The following is a 17,949-nucleotide window of genomic DNA, read 5'->3' as shown; positions in this document are numbered from 1 at the left end:
GTGATCATCGAACCCCAATTATCAAGTTGGTGCATTGCACCTTATTTTTATTGGTGCCACATCTAAATCGTGCAAAAGAAAACGGCATACGAAGATGCCGTTTCGATGCAGCCCTTTGATGCGAAACGCTTTATTGCTGCTGCGGCGTCTCGCGCACCTTGCGCGGCCGTCCGCGTGGCAGCGGCGACACACGCCGGTTGGCTGCCCGCGCCGCCCATTCACGGTATGTATCACTCCCCAAAACCCAGCCCTTCAGCGTGGCTTGTTGAAGCTGGCTGGCTTCGCGTTCGTCGAGCGGCTGCTCGCACAGTTCGCGGTACGCACGCTGTCGTTCGAACGGCGTATTGCCGAGCGACCAGTACAGCGGATGGTCGGTAATCAGGCTGTCGAGCGTGAGGCCGATGTGATGGCGGTAGCTCGACCAGCGGTAGTCTTCCGGCGCGCTCACGAGCCCCGCGCGCACCGGGCACATCTCGACGACGCGGCTCGCCAGCAGGAAGTAGCGCTCGCCTTCGATCACCGTGGCGCGGTAGCGGCCTTCCCACAAGGTGCCGCGGCGCGCGTAACGCCGGTTGAAGTGCGCCACGTAGCGGCGCCCAACCGCCTGCATCGCCTTGGGCAGACTCGACTCCTCGGTGGGCGTAACGAGCAGTTGCACCGCGCCCGGCATCAACGCATAGGCGTGGATGGATAAGTGATGGTCGCGAGAAGCCGCTTTCAAACAATCGATGAAGAGCTCGTAGTCCTGGTCGTCGACGAATGCGGGCTGCTGATCGAGCCCGCGGAGGATGACGTGCTGCGGCTGGTCAGGGACATAGAGACGTGCAAGCCGTGCCATGCTGGAGTATCCGATAGTCGCGTTGGTACATACCCGAAGGTCCGAAGAACCGCATGCGCCAAAGGTTCGGCGCGGCGCGGCAAAGCCAGAAACCGCGCGGAGCTTAGGGAGAAAGCTCTAACCGCCGCGTATGGTTTGTTTCAAACGTTGTAGTCATAATGAGCGGGCCTTTTTTGGAGGAGCACATATGAAATTAAAACAGGCCGTAACGGGGATCGCGGCGCTAGCCTGCATGACAACGGCAGCGCATGCGCAATCGGCCGGTAGCTTTTTCGTCACATCAGGCTGGTTCCATCTAGCGCCTCAATCGAGCAGCGAACCGTTGAAGGTGACAAGCATCGGCGGCAGCCCGACCAACATCACCGAAGCCAACACCGGTGCAACACTCAGTTCCGCCGACACCATCGGCTTCACTGCCGGCTACTTCGTCACCGATCACATCGCAGCCGAGTTCGTGATTGGCGTCCCGCCTTCGTTCGACCTGGAAGGCTCGGGCAGCCTCGCCCAATTCGGCAAGCTGGGCCAGGCAAAACAGTGGAGCCCGACTCTGCTGTTCAAGTACTACTTCAACGCCCCGACTGCCGCTTTCCGCCCGTATCTCGGCGTTGGCGTGAGCCGCATCTGGTTCACCGACGAAAAGATCACCAACAGCGCATTCGAGGCAAACGTACTGCATGGTCCGACCAGCGTCACTACGGATAGTTCGTGGGAGCCGGTGTTTAATGCCGGCTTCACTTACGCCTTCAACCAGCACTGGTTCGCCGGCTTTTCCGTTTCCTACCTGCCGCTCAGCACGACTGCCAAGCTGAACACCGCGGCGAACACGCCGGTCGGCACGCTGAACGTGCAATCTGAAACCAAGATCAAGCTGAACCCGATCGTTACCTACGTCAACATCGGTTACCGTTTCTAACGCTTCGAGAAAATTAGGGGCCGTAGAGTTAGGGTAGTCGAATTTTCGTGGCTTGGACAACGCCGTCATACATCCAATGGCGGCGTTTTTATTTTTGTGGGCGCTTCATGGCTGCCGGTTCGGCGCTCGTGGAAGCCACGCGCCGACCGGCTGTCAGCGTTGTAAATTTGACCCGGATTCGCGTCAGCCAGTGCAATATGTGCTGACGAATCAGCGTCCAGGCCACGGCAGGTGGGGCCTCTCGGGTTTGGCATCGAAGTTGCGTTCGCATGGTGTTTCCCGCGTCGCGACGTGAATCTGCGTCTTCGTGACAACGCGCGGGACCCTTTTCACCTCATCGACGGAGCGACCATGACTGCACTTCCGAATACGCGAGACGCCCTCGGCGAATCCTGGACCAGCACCAGCCGCCGTGCGCGGCGTATCGCTCGCCACAGCCGCCACGCGGCCGAAGATATCGCAGGCGAACTGCGCACGCTAATGTCGGAACTCGAATCCACGCTGGCGGACGGCACCCAGGCCGACGCGGTGGCGTTGCGCAGCAAACTTCGCAAACAACTCGAGGTCGCGCGCGCCCGCTTGAACGACACGCGCGAAGCCGTGCGCGAACGCGCCGAAGTGGCGATCGCCGATGCCGACGATTACGTGCATGAGAATCCGTGGCAGACGATCGCGATCGTCGGCGGCGTCGCGTTGATTGCGGGCGCGTTGTTCGCGTCGCGGCTGCGTTAAGACGGCTACAGCGCGGGGCGCGCCCTCGGCCTGGCGGTTGTTGCAGGTGCGCTGAACCGGCGCCGTGCACTGGTGCCGGCTCGCGGGCCGTCCGTGCCGGCGCAGCCTCGCGCCGCGCTGCTCAGTTGTCGTCGATCACGAACAGCCGCTGGTATTCCTTGACCGCGTAGCGATCCGTCATGCCCGCGATGTAGTGGGCGATCAGGCGCGGTTGCTGCGTCGCGTCGGTCGACTGGTAGCTCGGCGGCAGCAGCCGCGGATCGTCCGTGAACGCGTCGAACAGACCCGCGACGACGCGGCGTGCCTTGTTGGCCATGCGCATCACGCGGTAATGGCGGTACAGGTTCTTGAACAGAAAGCGCTTGAGCGCCGCGGCCTGCGCGGCAATCGTGTCGCTGTGCGCGACGAGCGCGGGCGACAAGCGCACGGCATCCAGCGACGCCGGCGCGTGCCGGTCCAGGTTCAGCTTGGTCGTGTCGATCAGATCGACGATCAACGTATTGATGATGCGGCGCACCGTTTCGTGAATCAGCCGGCGCCCTTCGATCTGCGGAAAATCGCGGCGCGCCGCCTCATAGTGCACTTGCCACAACTCCACTTCGGCGAGTTGCTCGACGGTGAGCAGGCCCGAACGCAGGCCGTCGTCGACGTCGTGATTGTTGTACGCGATCTCATCGGCGACATTCGCGATCTGTGCCTCGATGGACGGCTGCCGCCCTTCCAGAAAGCGCTCGCCCAATGCACCGAGCCGCCGCGCGTTCTCGCGCGAGCAGTGCTTGAGAATCCCCTCACGCGTTTCGAAGCAAAGGTTCAAGCCGTTGAACGCGCCGTAGTGCTCCTCCAGATCGTCGACCACCGCCAGGCTCTGCAGATTGTGCTCGAAGCCGCCGTGCTCGCGCATGCATTCGTTGAGCGCGTCCTGCCCGGCATGCCCGAAAGGCGTATGGCCTAAATCATGGGCGAGCGAAATGGCTTCGACGAGATCTTCGTTCACCCGCAGATTGCGCGCGACCGACCGCGCGATCTGCGCGACTTCCAGGCTGTGCGTCAGACGCGTGCGAAACAGGTCGCCCTCGTGGTTCACGAACACCTGAGTTTTGTACTCGAGCCGACGGAATGCCGTCGAATGGACGATGCGGTCGCGGTCCCGCTGAAATTCGGTGCGCGCGCTGGGCGCGGCTTCCGGATAGCGGCGGCCGCGCGATTGCGCGGAGTGCGCCGCGTACGGCGCGAGGTGCGCTTCGAGTGCTTCCTGCGAACGCACGCCGATCGTCGACGCGCCTGCCGCCGGGTCATGCTTTACATCGTCGCTGCGCCTGTCAGTCACCGGGTTCTCCGAAACATGGGCGGCGCCTCGTGACGCTGGTGCGTGTTGCGTTGCTGGATGCCCCGCGAGACTCAGACGGCGGCGGCCAGCGTGGCGTGCACCTCGGCGTCGGGCGCCTGGGTGATCAGCGTCTCACCGAAACGCTTCAGCAGAATGAATTTGATCGCGCCGGCTTCCGCCTTCTTGTCGACCCGCATGAGTTCGACATAGCGCGAGTCGCCAAGAGCGGGCGCCCGCGTCGGCAAATGCGCGGCGACGATCACGTCGACCAAGCGCTTGCGTGCGGCCTCGTCGAGATAGCCCAAGCGCACGGACAGATCCGCCGCCATCACCATTCCGCAGCCGACCGCCTCGCCGTGCAGCCATTCGCCGTAGCCGAGGCCGGCTTCGATCGCATGGCCGAAGGTGTGACCGAAATTGAGAATGGCGCGCAGTCCGCCTTCGCGTTCGTCCTGCGCGACCACCGACGCCTTGATTTCGCAAGACCGCTTGACCGCCTCAGCTAGCGCTTCGGGTTCGCAGCGGTTCAATGCTTCGATATTGGCTTCGATCCAGCTAAAGAAACCCGCGTCGGCGATGGCGCCCGTCTTGATCACTTCGGCGACGCCCGCCGCGAGTTCTCGCGCCGGCAGCGTGCGCAGCGCGCCGATGTCGGCGATCACGGCCTGCGGCTGGTAGAACGCGCCGATCATGTTCTTGCCAAGCGGGTGATTGATGCCCGTCTTGCCGCCCACCGAAGAATCGACCTGCGACAGCAACGTGGTCGGCACCTGAATGAACGGCACGCCGCGCATGTAGCAGGCGGCCGCAAAACCCGTCATGTCGCCGATCACGCCGCCGCCCAATGCGATCAACGTGGTCTTGCGATCGGCGCGGCCGCCGAGCAGCGCGTCGAAAATCAGGTTCAGGGTTTCGAGGTTCTTGTACGCCTCGCCGTCCGGCAACACGACCGTGGATACCTGCTTGCCGAGCGGCGCCAGCGCGGCGCGCAGCTTGTCGCCATACAGCGGCTCGACGGTGGCGTTGGTGACGACGGTGACCGAGCTGCCGGCGATATGCGGCGCGAACAGCGCCGTCTGGCCAATCAGATCGGCACCGATATGGATGGGGTAGGCGCGTTCGCCCAGTTCGACGTTGACGGTAATCATACGGTCCATTATGACGCAGGATGTTTGGCGACGCCGGCCATCTCGAGCTGCATCAGAACCATGTTGACGAGTCCGTTGACCGAAGGCCGGCCGGTTTCGATCACGAAATGCGCGCATTCCCGGTACAACGGGTCGCGCACTTCATAGAGTGCTTCGAGACGCGCTTTGGGGTCTTCGGTCTGCAAAAGCGGGCGATTCTTGTCGCGCCGCGTGCGCAGCCAAAGGTCGTGCGGATTGGCGCGCAGGTAGATGACCACTCCGCGATTCTGCAGTGCTTCGCGATTTTCCGGCCGCAGTATCGCGCCGCCGCCGGTCGCGAGCACGATATTGTCGCGCCCCGTGAGGTCGGAAATCACGCTGGCTTCGCGCTCGCGGAAGCCCGCTTCGCCCTCCAGCTCGAAGATCACCGGGATGCGCGCGCCCGTGCGCGCCTCGATTTCATGGTCGGAATCGAAGAACGGGCGATCGAGACGGCGCGCAATGGCCCGGCCCACGGTGGTTTTCCCTGCCCCCATGAGCCCTACAAAAAATACATTGGCGTGTGCGTCCCGCGCTTGCAACGGTGTCCTCTGGCTAATCCGGTATGGTTCGTGCCGCAGCTTACTGGCAAAGCGGCTGCCTTGTCGAGCCTGCGCGCCCCCGCTCGCAAGCGGCGGCAGCATGCCCCTAATTTGTCTGAACGACGCGCGGCGTGATGAAAACAGCCAGTTCGCTGCGCTGGTCGCGATGAGCCCGATGGCGGAAAAGCGCACCTAAAACCGGTATTTTGCCCAGGACCGGGACCCGCGTCACATCGTCCCGGTCGTCGGTCGCATAAATTCCGCCGATCGACACCGTACCACCATCCTCGACCTCGACGCGCGTTTGCACGTGCTTGGTGTTGATCGCGGGCCCGGCGTCGGTCTGTTCGCCGACGCTGTCCTTGGCGACGTCGAGGTCCAGCACCACACGGCCGTCCGGCATGATCTGCGGCTCGACCTCCAGTTTGAGCGTGGCGCGGCGAAACTGCACGGCCGACACGCCCTGCCCCACTTTCGCCTGATACGGCAACTCGGTGCCCTGCTCGACCACCGCCTTCATCCGGTCGGCCGTGACCACGCGCGGACTCGAGACGATTTCGCCGCGGCCCTGCGCTTCGAGCGCGCTCAGCTCGATGTTCAGCAGCCGCGTCGCGCCGGCGGCGAACAGGGTCAGGCCGGCGGTCGCGGCGTCGAAGCCGGAAATCGGGCGGGCCGACAGATCGTAGCCGGCGCCGGTCAAGCCTTTCGCGGTGCCATCAGCGTTCGTGGCCGCCATGGAGAGCTTCACGCCGAGATTGCGCGAAAAACCATGTTCGCCTTCGACGATACGCGCTTCGATCAACACCTGGCGCGTTGGCCGGTCGACGGAAGCGAGCAGCGCCGCAATCTGCGCGAGGCGCCCTTCGAGATCGGTCACGAACAGCAGATTGGTGCGCGGATCGGCCGTCGCGGCACCGCGCTTAGACAAGACGCGTTGCGCGCCCGAACCGGTCAACAGCCGTCTGACGTCTTCGGCATGCGCGTAGTGCAGCTCGAACGTGCGGCTCGCGAGCGGCTCGAGATCGGCGGCTCGGGCGTGCGCTTCGAAGCGCTGCCGCTCGCGCGCCGCCAGATCCGCAATCGGCGCGACCCAGATCACGTTGCCGTGGCGCTCCATCGCCAGGCCGTTGACGTCGAGCAAGGTGTCGAAGGCAGTGCGCCACGGCACTTTGTCGAGCTTCAGTGAGACCGCGCCGCGCACTCTTTCGCTCGCGACGATGTTCAGCCCGGTGAACTTGGCGAACGCATTGAGGACGGCGCCGAGTTCGGCACGCTGGAAATTCAGCGAGATCGGTTTGTCGTCGGGCGCGAGGGCTGCGTCGGCGGCGCTGCGTGGCGCGTTGCTCAGACGGGCGAGCGGTGGCAGCGGCACCGGCGGACCTTCGAGCGCGGCGGTGCCGGCGGCTTCGGTGCGAGCCGGAGCGGCGGATTGCCTTCGCAGCGGGACGGAGCCGTCGGCGTCGGCATCGCCGAGATCCGGAGCCGCGGATTGCGTTGCAGCGGCGTCGGCACGCTCGTCCGTGCCGGCGTTGGCCGCCGCAGTGCTCCCGCGCGATGCCTCTGGATCGTCTGCTGAATCCTGACGAAACGGGTTGGGCACATCGGCCGAAACGTCGTGTGGTAGTGGCGGTGTGCCGCTGTACGGAGCGTCGCGCGGCGATACCGCGTCGTCGAGCGGCATGTAGGCAGGCAACGGCGGCAGTGGTGGAGTCGACGCCTGCGTGACGCTGGCGCCCAGCGTCGCGCTGAGATACAGGCCGAGACACACAATGAGGCGAGGCGACGCACGCGGATCAACTCTCGACAATGCAAAGGGAAAGGGCTTCACCAGTCTCATCAGGAAGCCTCCGTCATCGCCAGCATGCGTGTCGCACCGTCCTTAGCGAGCGTAATGCCGGACGCGTCCAGCTTCGTGACTCGCTCGGCGCCGATCCGCTCTCCGGACTCGACGGTTGCCACGCCGTCCGGTGTATCGAGCAAGGCCAGCCCACGCGTACGATCGCTCAGCAATCCGACCAGACGTAGTTGCGAGGCATCGGGCAGATCGCCGGCAGCCTGCATCTGCGGCTGCGAAAACGGATCGAAGAAAACGATGTCTTCATCGTCGTCGGAGTCGAGGCTGTCGTCGGCGAATGCATCCGCGGAGGTTGTCGATGGCGCCGGCCGCAGCGCGTCGAACACGTGCAGCGTAGCGCTCACCGACAACGCCGCGGCATCACGCTTGACGGTCACATCGACCGGCACGATCAGCACCGGCAGATCGGACAGTCCGCGCAAAAATGCCATCAGGTGAACGAAGTCCGTACGCGCGGTCAGTTGCAGCGGTCGCATGCTTTCAACGCCCGCGCCGCTGACCACGCCGGGTTCCACCGCCAGCAACGCGACGTTATTTTGCGCGGCCAGTTCGGAGACGATGCGCAGGTCGTCGGCGGAACTCCACGACGCGGATGTGCTCGTGGTCGAAGCAGCAACCGGCGCGGCGGCGGCATCACGGCGCAGCGCGGGCAATTGCGCAAGCGCGCGCCGCGCGTTCGCGAGATGCAAGCTACTGGCTTCCAACGCAGTGCGGCTCGCTTCGACACCACCGAGATCGGCCACGACCCAGCCATGCGCGCCAAGACCGAACACCAATGCCGCGATCAGTAACGCGACCACCCAGCGACGACGCCGGCTCCATGCATCGAGCGGCAAGTGCACGCGCTTCATCCAATGGGAAAGGGAAAGGCGCGCGTTTGCCGCGCCGCCGAACTCCACAAAGATCGTACTCATTTCGCACCTCTTGATTGTTCCGGCTTCACAGGACGCTGCGTTGTGGACCCAGCCGGGCGAGCCGCTTTCTGCGCCGGCTCGTTCCACCGCAGATGCGCACCGAATTCGATCGGACCGGCAACGCTCGCCTGCGCAGCAGCCGCACCGCCGCGTGAAACCGAACGATGCAGATCACTCACCTCCGCCCCCTTCACGCCACGGATCGCACTCAGCCGCTTGAGCCACTCGGCCGAGGCGAGATGTCCACGCGATGACGCCAGCAACTCGGTCTCGTCCTCGCGGTGGCGCAACTGCTGCAGCACCACGCCGTCGCCCGGTTCGAAACTCAGCGCGTCGAGCAGATCGCGCAGATGCGTGAGCGGCTCAGACACGCTCTTTGCGCGTGCGACGTCGCGGCGCTGTTCGTCTCGCGCGCGCAGCAACGCCGCGTGCTCCGCGAGCGGTGCCGACAGTTGCGTGAGCGTGTGTTCGATCGACACGCGCTGCGCATCGAGCCGCGCTCTCGCGATTACCTGCCAACCGCCCAATGCGAAAACGGCGGCGCAACCGGCGCAGACCGCGGCAACCCATTCGAGCACGCGCCGTCGGCGCGCGAGCCGCGCGTTGGTTTGCCGGTACGGGAGCAGATTGAAACCGCCGAGCCACGACCGCGCGAAGCGCGTGCCGCGTACCGGCGCACGGATGTTAGAGGCCGTTGCGTGCAACAGGCCGCCCGTCATTCGAGCACCCCGCGCAACGCAAGCCCGAACGCGACCGCGCCGGACGGCTCGTGCAACAGCGAATCGTCCAACGGCCGGACGAGACCACCCAGCACCGCGCATTCGAACGGCAGCACTGCGCAGCTCAACACGTCGGCGATATCCGCGCTCGAGAAACCCACACCGTCGAGCAGATCGACCTCGCCGCTCAACAACGCGCAGTCGAGTTCCGGGCCTTGGGCCAGGTCGCGCAACGCATCGGCGAGATCGGCGTGTTCCGGTGCCGGATAGCGCATTTCGCAGCAGATGACGTCGTCGACGATCCGCCAGCCATACACGCCGTCCGTACCGATCCACAACGCGACATACGGCTCGTGCGGATCGAGCTCGTAACTCGCCGCGTAGCGCATGGCGCGCAGCGCCGCATGCGGCTCGCCGTCGATGACGGTGAGCGAGATACCCGCAATCGCCGCGCATTCGATTCGCGCTTCGAGATGTTGCCGCGCGGTAGCGGCAATGGTCACGGAGCGGACCGGCGAATACGTTTCGTCGAGATACCAGTCGACGGCGAGAGCATGCCGCTCGAGGCCGGCAATGCGCTCGACCTCGCTCATCACCGCCGGCTCCAGTTCGGCCAGTTGATGCCCGCCGTCTTCCCCGCAACCGCTCTGCGCGGCAAGCCGCGTGAGCGGCACCGTGGTGGTCATGGTGGCCGACGCGGGCAGCGCCATCGCGCATCGCAAGGCATGTGTCGCGCACGCGTGCGGCAGACCGGCGAACGCCTCGCGCAACGCACGCGCCACCGCGTGCCGGTCGGCGATCTCACTGCCAGCCATAGCACCGGCGGCAAGCGGGACGGTGCTCACGTATTCGATATGCAACGCGCCGGGTGAGCGCACGCGCTGACTCAGCACGATCAGACGCACGGTCTGCGAGCCGACATCGATCCCCGCAGCAAAACGCTGCGCACCGGGTTGCACTGCCTGAAGCCAAGATCTTTTCAACGCCATGACGCCCTCCCTCTGACTCACGCGACGAACCATTCGAACGCGAGTGATGAGGAAGAATTGTGCGTAGCCGCGCCGCCGCGCGACACTCAGCCAAATGGCTAACGTTGAGCAACGCACGTCCTGTATGCCATCAAAGCGGCTACAGTGAAGTCATTCCCGCGCGGCGCGCAGACTTGCCAATAAGTGTCAGTAAGCATGCCGAAAGCTGAAAAGCGAGGCGGCTATAATCGCGGGACTGTTTTTTGGTGCCTATATGCAATCCACGTCTCCTACGTCCCCGCCGCCCGCGCCGCAGAAGCGCAAACGCCCGCTGTGGCTGAAGCTCATCCTGGGCTTCGTGGGTCTGATCGTCGCAGGCATTCTGTGCGTGCTGCTGGTGCTCGGCTATGCGCTTGTCGTCGCCACGCCCAATCTGCCGTCGCTCGATGCGTTGACCGACTACCGGCCGAAGGTGCCGCTGCGCATCTATACGGCCGACCATGTGCTGATCGGCGAATTCGGCGAAGAACGGCGCGACATCGTCCATATCCAGGACGTGCCCGATCATCTGAAGAAGGCGATTCTCGCCATCGAAGACGCGCGCTTCTACGATCACGGCGGCGTCGACCTCACGGGCATCGCGCGCGCGGGCTTCGTCGCGCTGACCAATGGCCACGCCACGCAGGGCGCAAGCACGATCACCATGCAGGTGGCGCGCAACTTCTTCCTTTCCAGCGAGAAGACCTACACGCGCAAGATCTACGAGATGCTGCTGGCGTACAAGATCGAGTCAAAGCTGTCCAAAGATCAGATTCTTGAGGTGTATATGAATCAGATCTATCTCGGCCAGCGCGCCTACGGTTTCGCGAGCGCGGCGCGGGTGTACTTCGGCAAGGATCTGAAGGATCTGACGCTGGCGGAATCCGCCATGCTGGCCGGCTTGCCGAAGGCGCCGTCCGCGTATAACCCGGTCGTCAATCCGAAGCGTGCGAAGGTGCGTCAGGAGTACATCCTGCAACGCATGTACGAGTTGCACTACATCACCCAGGAACAATACGACGAAGCGAGCAAACAGCCGCTCGTGGTCAAGGGCGCGGGCAAGGAATTCAGCGTGCACGCGGAATACGTCGCGGAAATGGTGCGTCAGATGATGTACGCGCAGTACCGCGAAGAAGCCTATACGCGCGGTCTGAACGTGGTGACCACGATCGATTCGGCGGATCAGGACGTCGCATACCGGGCGCTGCGCAAAGGTCTGATGGACTACGAACGGCGCCACGGTTATCGTGGTCCGGAGGCGTTCATCGATCTGCCGACCGACGCCGATGATCGCGAGCAGGCCATCGACGACGCGCTGCTCGAACACCCGGACAACGGCGAGATCATTGCCGCCGTGGTCACCTCGGCGAGTCCGAAGCAGGTGCAGGCCGCTTTCATCGACGGCAATGTCGCGACGATCCAGGGCGACGGCCTGCGCTTCGCGCAGTTTGCGCTCGGTCCGCGCGCGCAGCCGAATCAACGCGTGCGGCCCGGCGCGATCATCCGGCTCGTCAAGAACGACGACGGCAACTGGTCGATCACGCAATTACCGCAAGTGGAAGGCGCGTTCGTTTCGGTCATCCCGCAAGATGGCGCGATTCGCGCACTGGTCGGCGGTTTCGACTTCAACAAGAACAAGTTCAATCACGTGACTCAGGCGTGGCGTCAGCCGGGATCGAGCTTCAAGCCGTTTATCTATTCGGCGTCGCTCGAAAAGGGGCTTGGGCCGGCAACCGTGATCAACGACGCGCCGCTCTTCTTCAGCGCGGCTGAAACAGGCGGCCAGGCGTGGGAACCGAAGAACTACGGCGGAGGCTTCGACGGCCCGATGACCATGCGCACCGCGTTGCAACGCTCGAAGAACCTGGTGTCGATTCGTATCCTGAACCAGATCGGCACGAAGTACGCGCAGCAGTACATCACGCGTTTTGGCTTCGACGCGGATCGCCATCCGGCCTATCTGCCGATGGCGCTGGGCGCCGGTCTCGTCACGCCGTTGCAGATGGCGGGCGCGTTCTCGGTATTCGCCAACGGCGGCTATCGGATCAATCCGTATCTGATCGCTGAAGTCACCGATCAGCGCGGCATGGTGGTCGCGCACGCACAACCGCTCGTGGCCGCGCAAAGCGCGCCGCACGCGATCGAGCCGCGCAATGCGTACGTGATGAACAGCCTGCTGCAAAGCGTGGCGCAACGCGGCACGGGTGCGAAGACCAACGTACTGAAACGCACTGACCTCGCCGGCAAGACGGGCACGACCAACGATTCGCGCGACGCGTGGTTCGCCGGTTATCAGCACACGCTCACGGCCATTGCGTGGATCGGCTACGACAACCCGCGCAGTCTCGGCGACAAGGAAACCGGCGGCGGCCTCGCGCTACCCGTGTGGGTCGAATACATGGGTCGTGCGCTCAAGGGCGTGCCGGAGTACAAGATGCCGATGCCCGACGACGTGACTGAAGTCGGCTCGGAGCTTTATTTCGACGACTTCACGCCGGGGCATGGCTTCATCGCTACGGTCGGCATCAGTCAGGCGGCGCTGGACGCCGAGGCGAGCGGCGCGTCGGCCGCAGCGCCCGAGCAGGTCGGCGAGCAGGAGAAGCAGGACATCATGAATCTGTTCCGCGGACACTGACGCTCCGCCCGAAGTCCCGCAGAAAGCAAAACGGCCGCGCTGAATGCGCGGCCGTTTTTTGTGCGGTTCGGGTAATCAACTCAGCCGCGTTGGCGGCACTCAGCCGACCGGCGGGTCTTACGCTTCGAAGTGAACCGGCTCACCCGCCTGCTGCGTGGCGTACTCCGACAGCGCGGCAAAAAACTCCGTGCCGCTGCGCGTGTCGCGCCATTCGCCGTCGACGAAACGGAAGTGGAAACCACCCGCTTTCGCGGCGATCCAGATCTCGCTCATAGGTGGCTGCAGGTTGACGATGATCTTCGAGCGGTTCTCGAATTCGAGGGTCAGGACGTTGCCGCTGCGCTCCAGTTCGATGTCGGCATCGGTGTCGTCGAGCGCGCGTTCGATGGCGGCTAGCGCGGCTTCCGCGCGGGTCAGGTATTCACTATCGGACATGCTAAACTCCATCGATTATTTATTCAGGGACAGTCATGCGAGTCGTATCTCGGATGCGCGCGGCGGCGCCCGGCCGCGCGATTGTAGCGGTTTTAGCCATTCTCGCAGGTTGTGCACTTGCCGGCTGCGGACAACGCGGTTCGCTCTATTTGCCCACCGTGCCGCCGCTACCGGCCAAGCCGATCGATCGCACGCAAACGCCGCCGAACGTTGCGCAACCCGCCTCGGCAACATCCACCGACATGAGCACCGTCCCGGATACCTCCGGCACACCGCTTTCGTTGGCGCCGGAAAACGAACTCGCCACGCCGCCCGCCTCCGCTGCATCAGCTACGGCGGCTCCGCTGCCTGCTTCCGCCGCCACACCTGTTCAATAAGACTTTCGCATGACTCGATCCGCATTTGACTACGTCGACGGCGTGCTGCACGCCGAAGGCGTGTCCGCCGTCTCCCTCGCCGAGCAGTTCGGCACGCCGCTGTACGTGTATTCGCGCGCCGCGCTCACCGAGGCGTGGAACGCCTACGCGGGTGCTTGCGCCGGGCGTCGCGCGAGTGTGCATGTCGCCGTGAAGGCCAATAGCAACCTCGCTGTGCTGAACGTGTTCGCGCGCCTGGGCGCCGGCTTCGACATCGTGTCGGGCGGCGAACTGGCGCGTGTGTTGGCTGCCGGCGGCAAAGCGGAAAACACCGTGTTTTCCGGCGTCGGCAAGAACGCGGACGAAATGCGCGACGCGCTCGCGGCCGGCGTGAAATGCTTCAACGTCGAATCGATTCCCGAGCTCGATCGCCTGAATGCGGTTGCCGCGGAAATGGGCAAGAAAGCGCCCGTTTCGCTGCGCGTGAATCCTGACGTCGACGCGAAGACGCATCCGTATATTTCCACCGGCCTGAAGTCGAACAAATTCGGCGTCGCATTCGAGGACGCGCGCGCCACGTACCAGGCGGCTGCGGCCATGGCGAATCTCGAAGTGGTCGGCATCGACTGCCATATCGGCTCGCAGATCACCGAAGTCGCGCCGTATCTCGACGCGGTCGACAAGGTTCTGGAGCTGGTCGAGCAGATCGAGCAGGACGGCGTGAAGATTCGTCACATCGACGTGGGCGGCGGTCTCGGCATCACGTACGACGATGAAACGCCGCCGGAAATCGGCGAGTTCGTGCGCACCGTGCTCGATCGCATCGAAGCGCGCGGTCACGGCCATCGCGAAGTGTATTTCGAGCCGGGCCGTTCGCTGGTCGGCAACGCGGGCGTGCTGCTCACGCGCGTCGAGTTTCTGAAGCCGGGCGCGGAAAAGAATTTCGCTATCGTCGACGCGGCCATGACCGATCTCGCGCGCCCCGCCATGTACGAGGCGTATCACGCGATCGACCCGGTCGCGGAGCGCGACGTGCCGGCCCACGTATACGATGTGGTCGGTCCGGTTTGCGAGAGCGGCGATTGGCTCGGACGTGAACGCCTGCTGGCGGTTGAACCGGGCGATCTGCTGGCGATCCGCTCGGCCGGCGCATACGGCTTCGTGATGAGCTCGAACTACAACACACGTCCGCGCGCGGCGGAGGTGATGGTTGATGGTACACAGGTGCATGTGGTTCGCGCACGCGAAGAGGTGAAGCAGTTGTTTGCGGGCGAAACGGTTTTGCCGGCGTAACCTTTAACAACTGCCCCAACATCAAGAAGGCGATGCCACCGCAGCATCGCCTTTTTGTGTTTACGTCGCCGTTGTGCGCGATCTACGTCAGCGCAGCGCCGATCAACGCGTCTTCGACATCCTGTCACGCGCCCAAACGATCAAGCGCCAGCCCAGCAACGCCAACATGATCGCGCCGTAAATCTTCGGCAGGATCAGATCGTGTTTGCCGGCCTTCATCCACCAGAAGTGCAGGATCGCCAGCGCGCCGATTACATAGATGGACCGATGCAACATCTGCCAGCGACGCCCGAGCTTGCGCACCATCGCGCGCGGCGACGTCACGGCTAATGCGATCAGCAACACGAACGCCGCGAACCCCACCGTGATAAACGGTCGCTTGCCGATGTCCTTGATGATGTCAGCGACATCGAACCATTTGTCGAACCACAGGTAAGTGGTGAAATGCAGCGTCGCGTAGAAGAACGCATAGAGTCCGAGCATCCGCCGAAAACGTACGAACGCGACGACGCCGGTGAGTCGGCGCAACGGCGTCACGGCCAGCGTGATGCAGAGAAAGACGAGCGTCCAGAGACCCGTCGAGCGCGTGATGAACTCGATCGGATTCGCGCCGAGCCGGTCGGTCAAGCCAAATAGCACGATGCGCGCGAGTGGATACCACGCCGCGATAAACACCGCGATCTTGGCCGGCACGATCCAACGCGCGCCGGCTGCGGGGCGCTTCGCCGCCACCGACGCGGACGCTTGTGCGCGCGGCGTTTTTCGTTCGGCCTGGGTAGCGGATTGCGTATCGGAAGCCATGTTCGCGCCGCTCAAAAATTCTTCTTCAGGTCCATGCCCTGATAAAGCGACGCGACCTGATCGCCGTAGCCGTTGAACATCAACGTCTTGCGCTTGGGCGTGAAGAAACCGTCTTCGCCGATGCGTCGCTCGGTCGCCTGACTCCAGCGCGGATGATCGACGTTCGGATTCACGTTCGAATAAAACCCATATTCGTTCGACGCGTACGTATTCCAGCTGGTCGGCGGCTGCTTGTCGAGGAAGCGGATCTTCACCAACGACTTCGCGCTCTTGAAGCCATACTTCCACGGCACCACGACGCGCACCGGCGCGCCGTTCTGATTGGGCAGCACCTGGCCGTAGAGGCCCATCGTCAGAAACGTCAGCGGATTCATCGCTTCGTCCATGCGCAAACCTTCGGAGTACGGCCAATCGAGCACGGGCGTCGACAGTCCGGGCATTTGCGACGGATCGGCCAGCGTGATGAACTGCACGTATTTGGCATTGCCCGTCGGCTGCACGCGCTTGATCAACTCCGAGAGCGGCACGCCGATCCACGGAATCACCATCGACCAGCCTTCGACGCAACGCATCCTGTACACGCGCTCCTCGAGCGGCGCGAGCTTGAGCAATTCGTCGATATCGTAGACCTTCGGATTCTTGATCTCACCCTCGACGCTCACCTTCCACGGGTGCGGCCGCAGCGTCCCGGCATGGTGCACGGGATCGGCCTTGTCCGTACCGAACTCGTAGAAGTTGTTGTACGTGGTGATGTCCTTGTACGGCGTGATCTTGTCGAGCGCGACGAATTTGGCGTTGGTCTTCGCCGCCAGCTTTTGCGCTTTCGGGTCCGGCGACGTGTAAGCCGCCAGCGCCTCGCCGTTCACCCCGATCAGACTGCCGAGCGCCACCGCCCCGGCCGCCTGCAACACGCGCCGCCGGTTCTGGAAAACGCGCTGCGGCGTGATTTCGCTGCGCGCAATGTCGTCGCCAGTGAGTTGAATTCTGTCGCTACGCTTGATCCACATCGTGCTGCTCCTTGCCGGCCCATCGGTCTATGCATCTTAAGGGGCCATATTGATGATCGCTCGTCCGGGCGTCCGTCTTTCAGCCATCCACGGGTACTGTCAGGGCGAACACTCTGGAGGCAGCCAATATTCCATTGGCCGTAAAAAAACCGCCGGTGCGAAGCACACGGCGGTTTTGAGTCAGTTCAGAACAGCAGATCTTACAGCTTGCCGTAACTATGCAGGCCCGACAGGAACATGTTGACGCCGAGGAAGGCGAAGGTCGTCACCAGCAGGCCAGTCAGCGCCCACCATGCCGCGACCGCGCCACGCAGCCCCTTCATCAGACGCATGTGCAGCCACGCCGCATAGTTCAGCCAGACGATCAGCGCCCACGTTTCCTTCGGGTCCCAGCTCCAGTAGCCGCCCCAGGCTTCAGCAGCCCACAGCGCGCCGAGAATCGTCGCGATCGTGAAGAAAGCGAAACCGACGGCGATCGACTTGTACATCACGTCGTCGAGCACTTCGAGCGCCGGCAGGCGATCGGCCAGCACGCCGCGCTCCTTCGACAGGTACGCGACAGCCACCATGGCCGACAACGCGAAGCTGCCATAGCCGATGAAGTTCGCGGGCACGTGAATCTTCATCCACCAGCTTTGCAGCGCCGGAACCAGCGGCTGGATCTGCTGCGCGTCGCGCGCCACCGAGTACCACATCAGGAAACCAACCGCGGCGCTGATCACCAGCAGCACGAACGCGCCGAGCGCACGGGTGTTGTAGTGCTGCTCGTAGTACAGATAGAAAAGCGCGGTGATCAGGCTGAACAGCACGAACACTTCGTACAGGTTCGAGATAGGAATATGGCCGACGTCCGCGCCGATCAGGTACGACTCGTACCAGCGCACCATCAGCCCGACGAAGCCCATCACCACTGCCGCCCACGTCATTTTCGAGCCAATCGCGGCGCCGGTCGGCGAGCGCGACAGCAGGCCGATCCAGTAGAACACGGTGGCGAACACGAAGAGCGCGCTCATCCACAGAATCGCGGACTGGCTCGACAGGAAATACTTGAGGAAGAAGGCGTTATCCGCGCGGCTGAGATCGCCGTGATAGATCTGGATGGCCAGCAGCGACAGCGCAGCGATGCCCACCATCAGCGGACGCACCGGTTTCCAGCGCCAGCCGAGCACCACGAAAACCGGCACCGCGCAGCAGAGCACCAGCTTGTCGTAGTAATTCATGAACGGGTGATAGCGCGACAGCGCGAACCCGGCGCCCGCGACCATCGCGACGGCAAACAGCCAGTCGACAACGCCGAGCCGCTTCAGGAACGGCCGTTCGTCGTACTCGCCGATGTTGAGTGACTCGCCTGCCAGCGCCTTTTGGGGCCGCGAAGAGGGAGATTGGGAAACCTGAGTCAAGTCCATGAT

General features: G+C 63.6%; 17 protein-coding genes. 5 read left to right on the top strand and 12 right to left on the bottom strand.

Annotated features, from left to right (window positions below; translation table 11 throughout):
- Nucleotides 1–130: 130 nt before the first annotated feature.
- Nucleotides 131–838: a transposase gene (locus P0D96_RS29835; RefSeq protein WP_007180173.1), complete on the bottom strand. Its 708-nt coding sequence runs from the start codon at nt 836–838 to the stop codon at nt 131–133.
- 187 nt (nt 839–1,025) lie between these two features.
- On the opposite strand from P0D96_RS29835, the gene P0D96_RS29830 reads away from it, so the two are divergent.
- Both P0D96_RS29830 and P0D96_RS29825 read left to right on the top strand, forming a co-directional pair.
- A complete protein-coding gene (locus tag P0D96_RS29830; RefSeq protein ID WP_342960587.1) occupies nt 1,026–1,751 on the top strand; it encodes an OmpW/AlkL family protein in 726 nt (241 codons plus the stop codon).
- A 351-nt stretch (nt 1,752–2,102) separates the two neighbouring features.
- Nucleotides 2,103–2,483, top strand: a complete 381-nt coding sequence (locus P0D96_RS29825) for an ElaB/YgaM/YqjD family protein (protein ID WP_132376718.1) — start codon at nt 2,103–2,105, stop codon at nt 2,481–2,483.
- Between the two features lie 121 nt (nt 2,484–2,604).
- Here the strand turns inward: P0D96_RS29825 and P0D96_RS29820 are convergent, their stop codons facing one another.
- The 7 genes from P0D96_RS29820 to pilM all read right to left on the bottom strand — a co-directional run bounded on the left by P0D96_RS29820 (nt 2,605) and on the right by pilM (nt 9,995).
- Nucleotides 2,605–3,810 (bottom strand): deoxyguanosinetriphosphate triphosphohydrolase, encoded by a 1,206-nt coding sequence (locus P0D96_RS29820; protein WP_408317053.1) that lies wholly within the window; start codon nt 3,808–3,810, stop codon nt 2,605–2,607.
- Between the two features lie 71 nt (nt 3,811–3,881).
- Nucleotides 3,882–4,967: a 3-dehydroquinate synthase gene (gene aroB / locus P0D96_RS29815; protein ID WP_408317051.1), complete on the bottom strand. Its 1,086-nt coding sequence runs from the start codon at nt 4,965–4,967 to the stop codon at nt 3,882–3,884.
- The gene (locus P0D96_RS29810; RefSeq protein WP_106284162.1) at nt 4,967–5,518 is read right to left on the bottom strand and encodes a shikimate kinase; all 552 of its coding nucleotides are present in this window, start codon (nt 5,516–5,518) and stop codon (nt 4,967–4,969) included. The genes aroB and P0D96_RS29810 overlap by 1 nt, the downstream gene beginning before the upstream one ends.
- Before the next feature lie 106 nt (nt 5,519–5,624).
- Entirely contained in the window at nt 5,625–7,355 is a 1,731-nt protein-coding gene (locus tag P0D96_RS29805) for a type IV pilus secretin PilQ (RefSeq protein WP_408317049.1), read from the bottom strand.
- Nucleotides 7,355–8,287, bottom strand: a complete 933-nt coding sequence (locus P0D96_RS29800) for a hypothetical protein (protein ID WP_408317047.1) — start codon at nt 8,285–8,287, stop codon at nt 7,355–7,357. The genes P0D96_RS29805 and P0D96_RS29800 overlap by 1 nt, the downstream gene beginning before the upstream one ends.
- A complete protein-coding gene (locus tag P0D96_RS29795; protein WP_408317045.1) occupies nt 8,284–9,006 on the bottom strand; it encodes a fimbrial assembly protein in 723 nt (240 codons plus the stop codon). The genes P0D96_RS29800 and P0D96_RS29795 overlap by 4 nt, the downstream gene beginning before the upstream one ends.
- On the bottom strand, nt 9,003–9,995 hold the full coding sequence (gene pilM / locus P0D96_RS29790) for a type IV pilus biogenesis protein PilM (protein WP_408317043.1): 993 nt from the start codon (nt 9,993–9,995) through the stop codon (nt 9,003–9,005). The genes P0D96_RS29795 and pilM overlap by 4 nt, the downstream gene beginning before the upstream one ends.
- Before the next feature lie 253 nt (nt 9,996–10,248).
- Between pilM and P0D96_RS29785 the strand changes: the two genes are divergently transcribed.
- Nucleotides 10,249–12,648, top strand: a complete 2,400-nt coding sequence (locus P0D96_RS29785) for a penicillin-binding protein 1A (protein WP_408286915.1) — start codon at nt 10,249–10,251, stop codon at nt 12,646–12,648.
- Nucleotides 12,649–12,765: 117 nt separating this feature from the next.
- Here the strand turns inward: P0D96_RS29785 and cyaY are convergent, their stop codons facing one another.
- Complete coding sequence (cyaY, locus tag P0D96_RS29780; RefSeq protein WP_011490036.1) at nt 12,766–13,083, bottom strand: iron donor protein CyaY; 318 nt, start codon at nt 13,081–13,083, stop codon at nt 12,766–12,768.
- Nucleotides 13,084–13,118: 35 nt separating this feature from the next.
- Here cyaY and lptM point away from each other — a divergent pair, with 35 nt between their 5' ends.
- Together lptM and lysA are read left to right on the top strand one after the other, a co-directional pair.
- Nucleotides 13,119–13,460 (top strand): LPS translocon maturation chaperone LptM, encoded by a 342-nt coding sequence (lptM, locus tag P0D96_RS29775; protein ID WP_408179046.1) that lies wholly within the window; start codon nt 13,119–13,121, stop codon nt 13,458–13,460.
- A 9-nt stretch (nt 13,461–13,469) separates the two neighbouring features.
- Nucleotides 13,470–14,732 carry a diaminopimelate decarboxylase gene (gene lysA, locus P0D96_RS29770; RefSeq protein ID WP_408179045.1) on the top strand — a complete coding sequence of 421 codons (1,263 nt, stop codon included), beginning with the start codon at nt 13,470–13,472 and terminating at the stop codon, nt 14,730–14,732.
- 102 nt (nt 14,733–14,834) lie between these two features.
- On the opposite strand, the gene msrQ is transcribed toward lysA, so the two are convergent.
- The 3 genes from msrQ to ccsB all read right to left on the bottom strand — a co-directional run bounded on the left by msrQ (nt 14,835) and on the right by ccsB (nt 17,946).
- Nucleotides 14,835–15,533 carry a protein-methionine-sulfoxide reductase heme-binding subunit MsrQ gene (msrQ, locus tag P0D96_RS29765; protein WP_408317042.1) on the bottom strand — a complete coding sequence of 233 codons (699 nt, stop codon included), beginning with the start codon at nt 15,531–15,533 and terminating at the stop codon, nt 14,835–14,837.
- A gap of 11 nt (nt 15,534–15,544) precedes the next feature.
- Nucleotides 15,545–16,540, bottom strand: coding sequence for a protein-methionine-sulfoxide reductase catalytic subunit MsrP (msrP, locus tag P0D96_RS29760; RefSeq protein ID WP_408179043.1), 996 nt, complete (start codon nt 16,538–16,540; stop codon nt 15,545–15,547).
- Between the two features lie 200 nt (nt 16,541–16,740).
- On the bottom strand, nt 16,741–17,946 hold the full coding sequence (gene ccsB / locus P0D96_RS29755) for a c-type cytochrome biogenesis protein CcsB (protein WP_408179042.1): 1,206 nt from the start codon (nt 17,944–17,946) through the stop codon (nt 16,741–16,743).
- Nucleotides 17,947–17,949 lie beyond the last annotated feature (3 nt).

This window comes from Paraburkholderia sp. RL17-347-BIC-D (genome assembly GCF_046027915.1).
Lineage (GTDB): Bacteria > Pseudomonadota > Gammaproteobacteria > Burkholderiales > Burkholderiaceae > Paraburkholderia.
The sequence above is the reverse complement of the archived record's forward strand: the minus strand, read 5'-3'. Positions and strand labels throughout refer to the sequence as shown.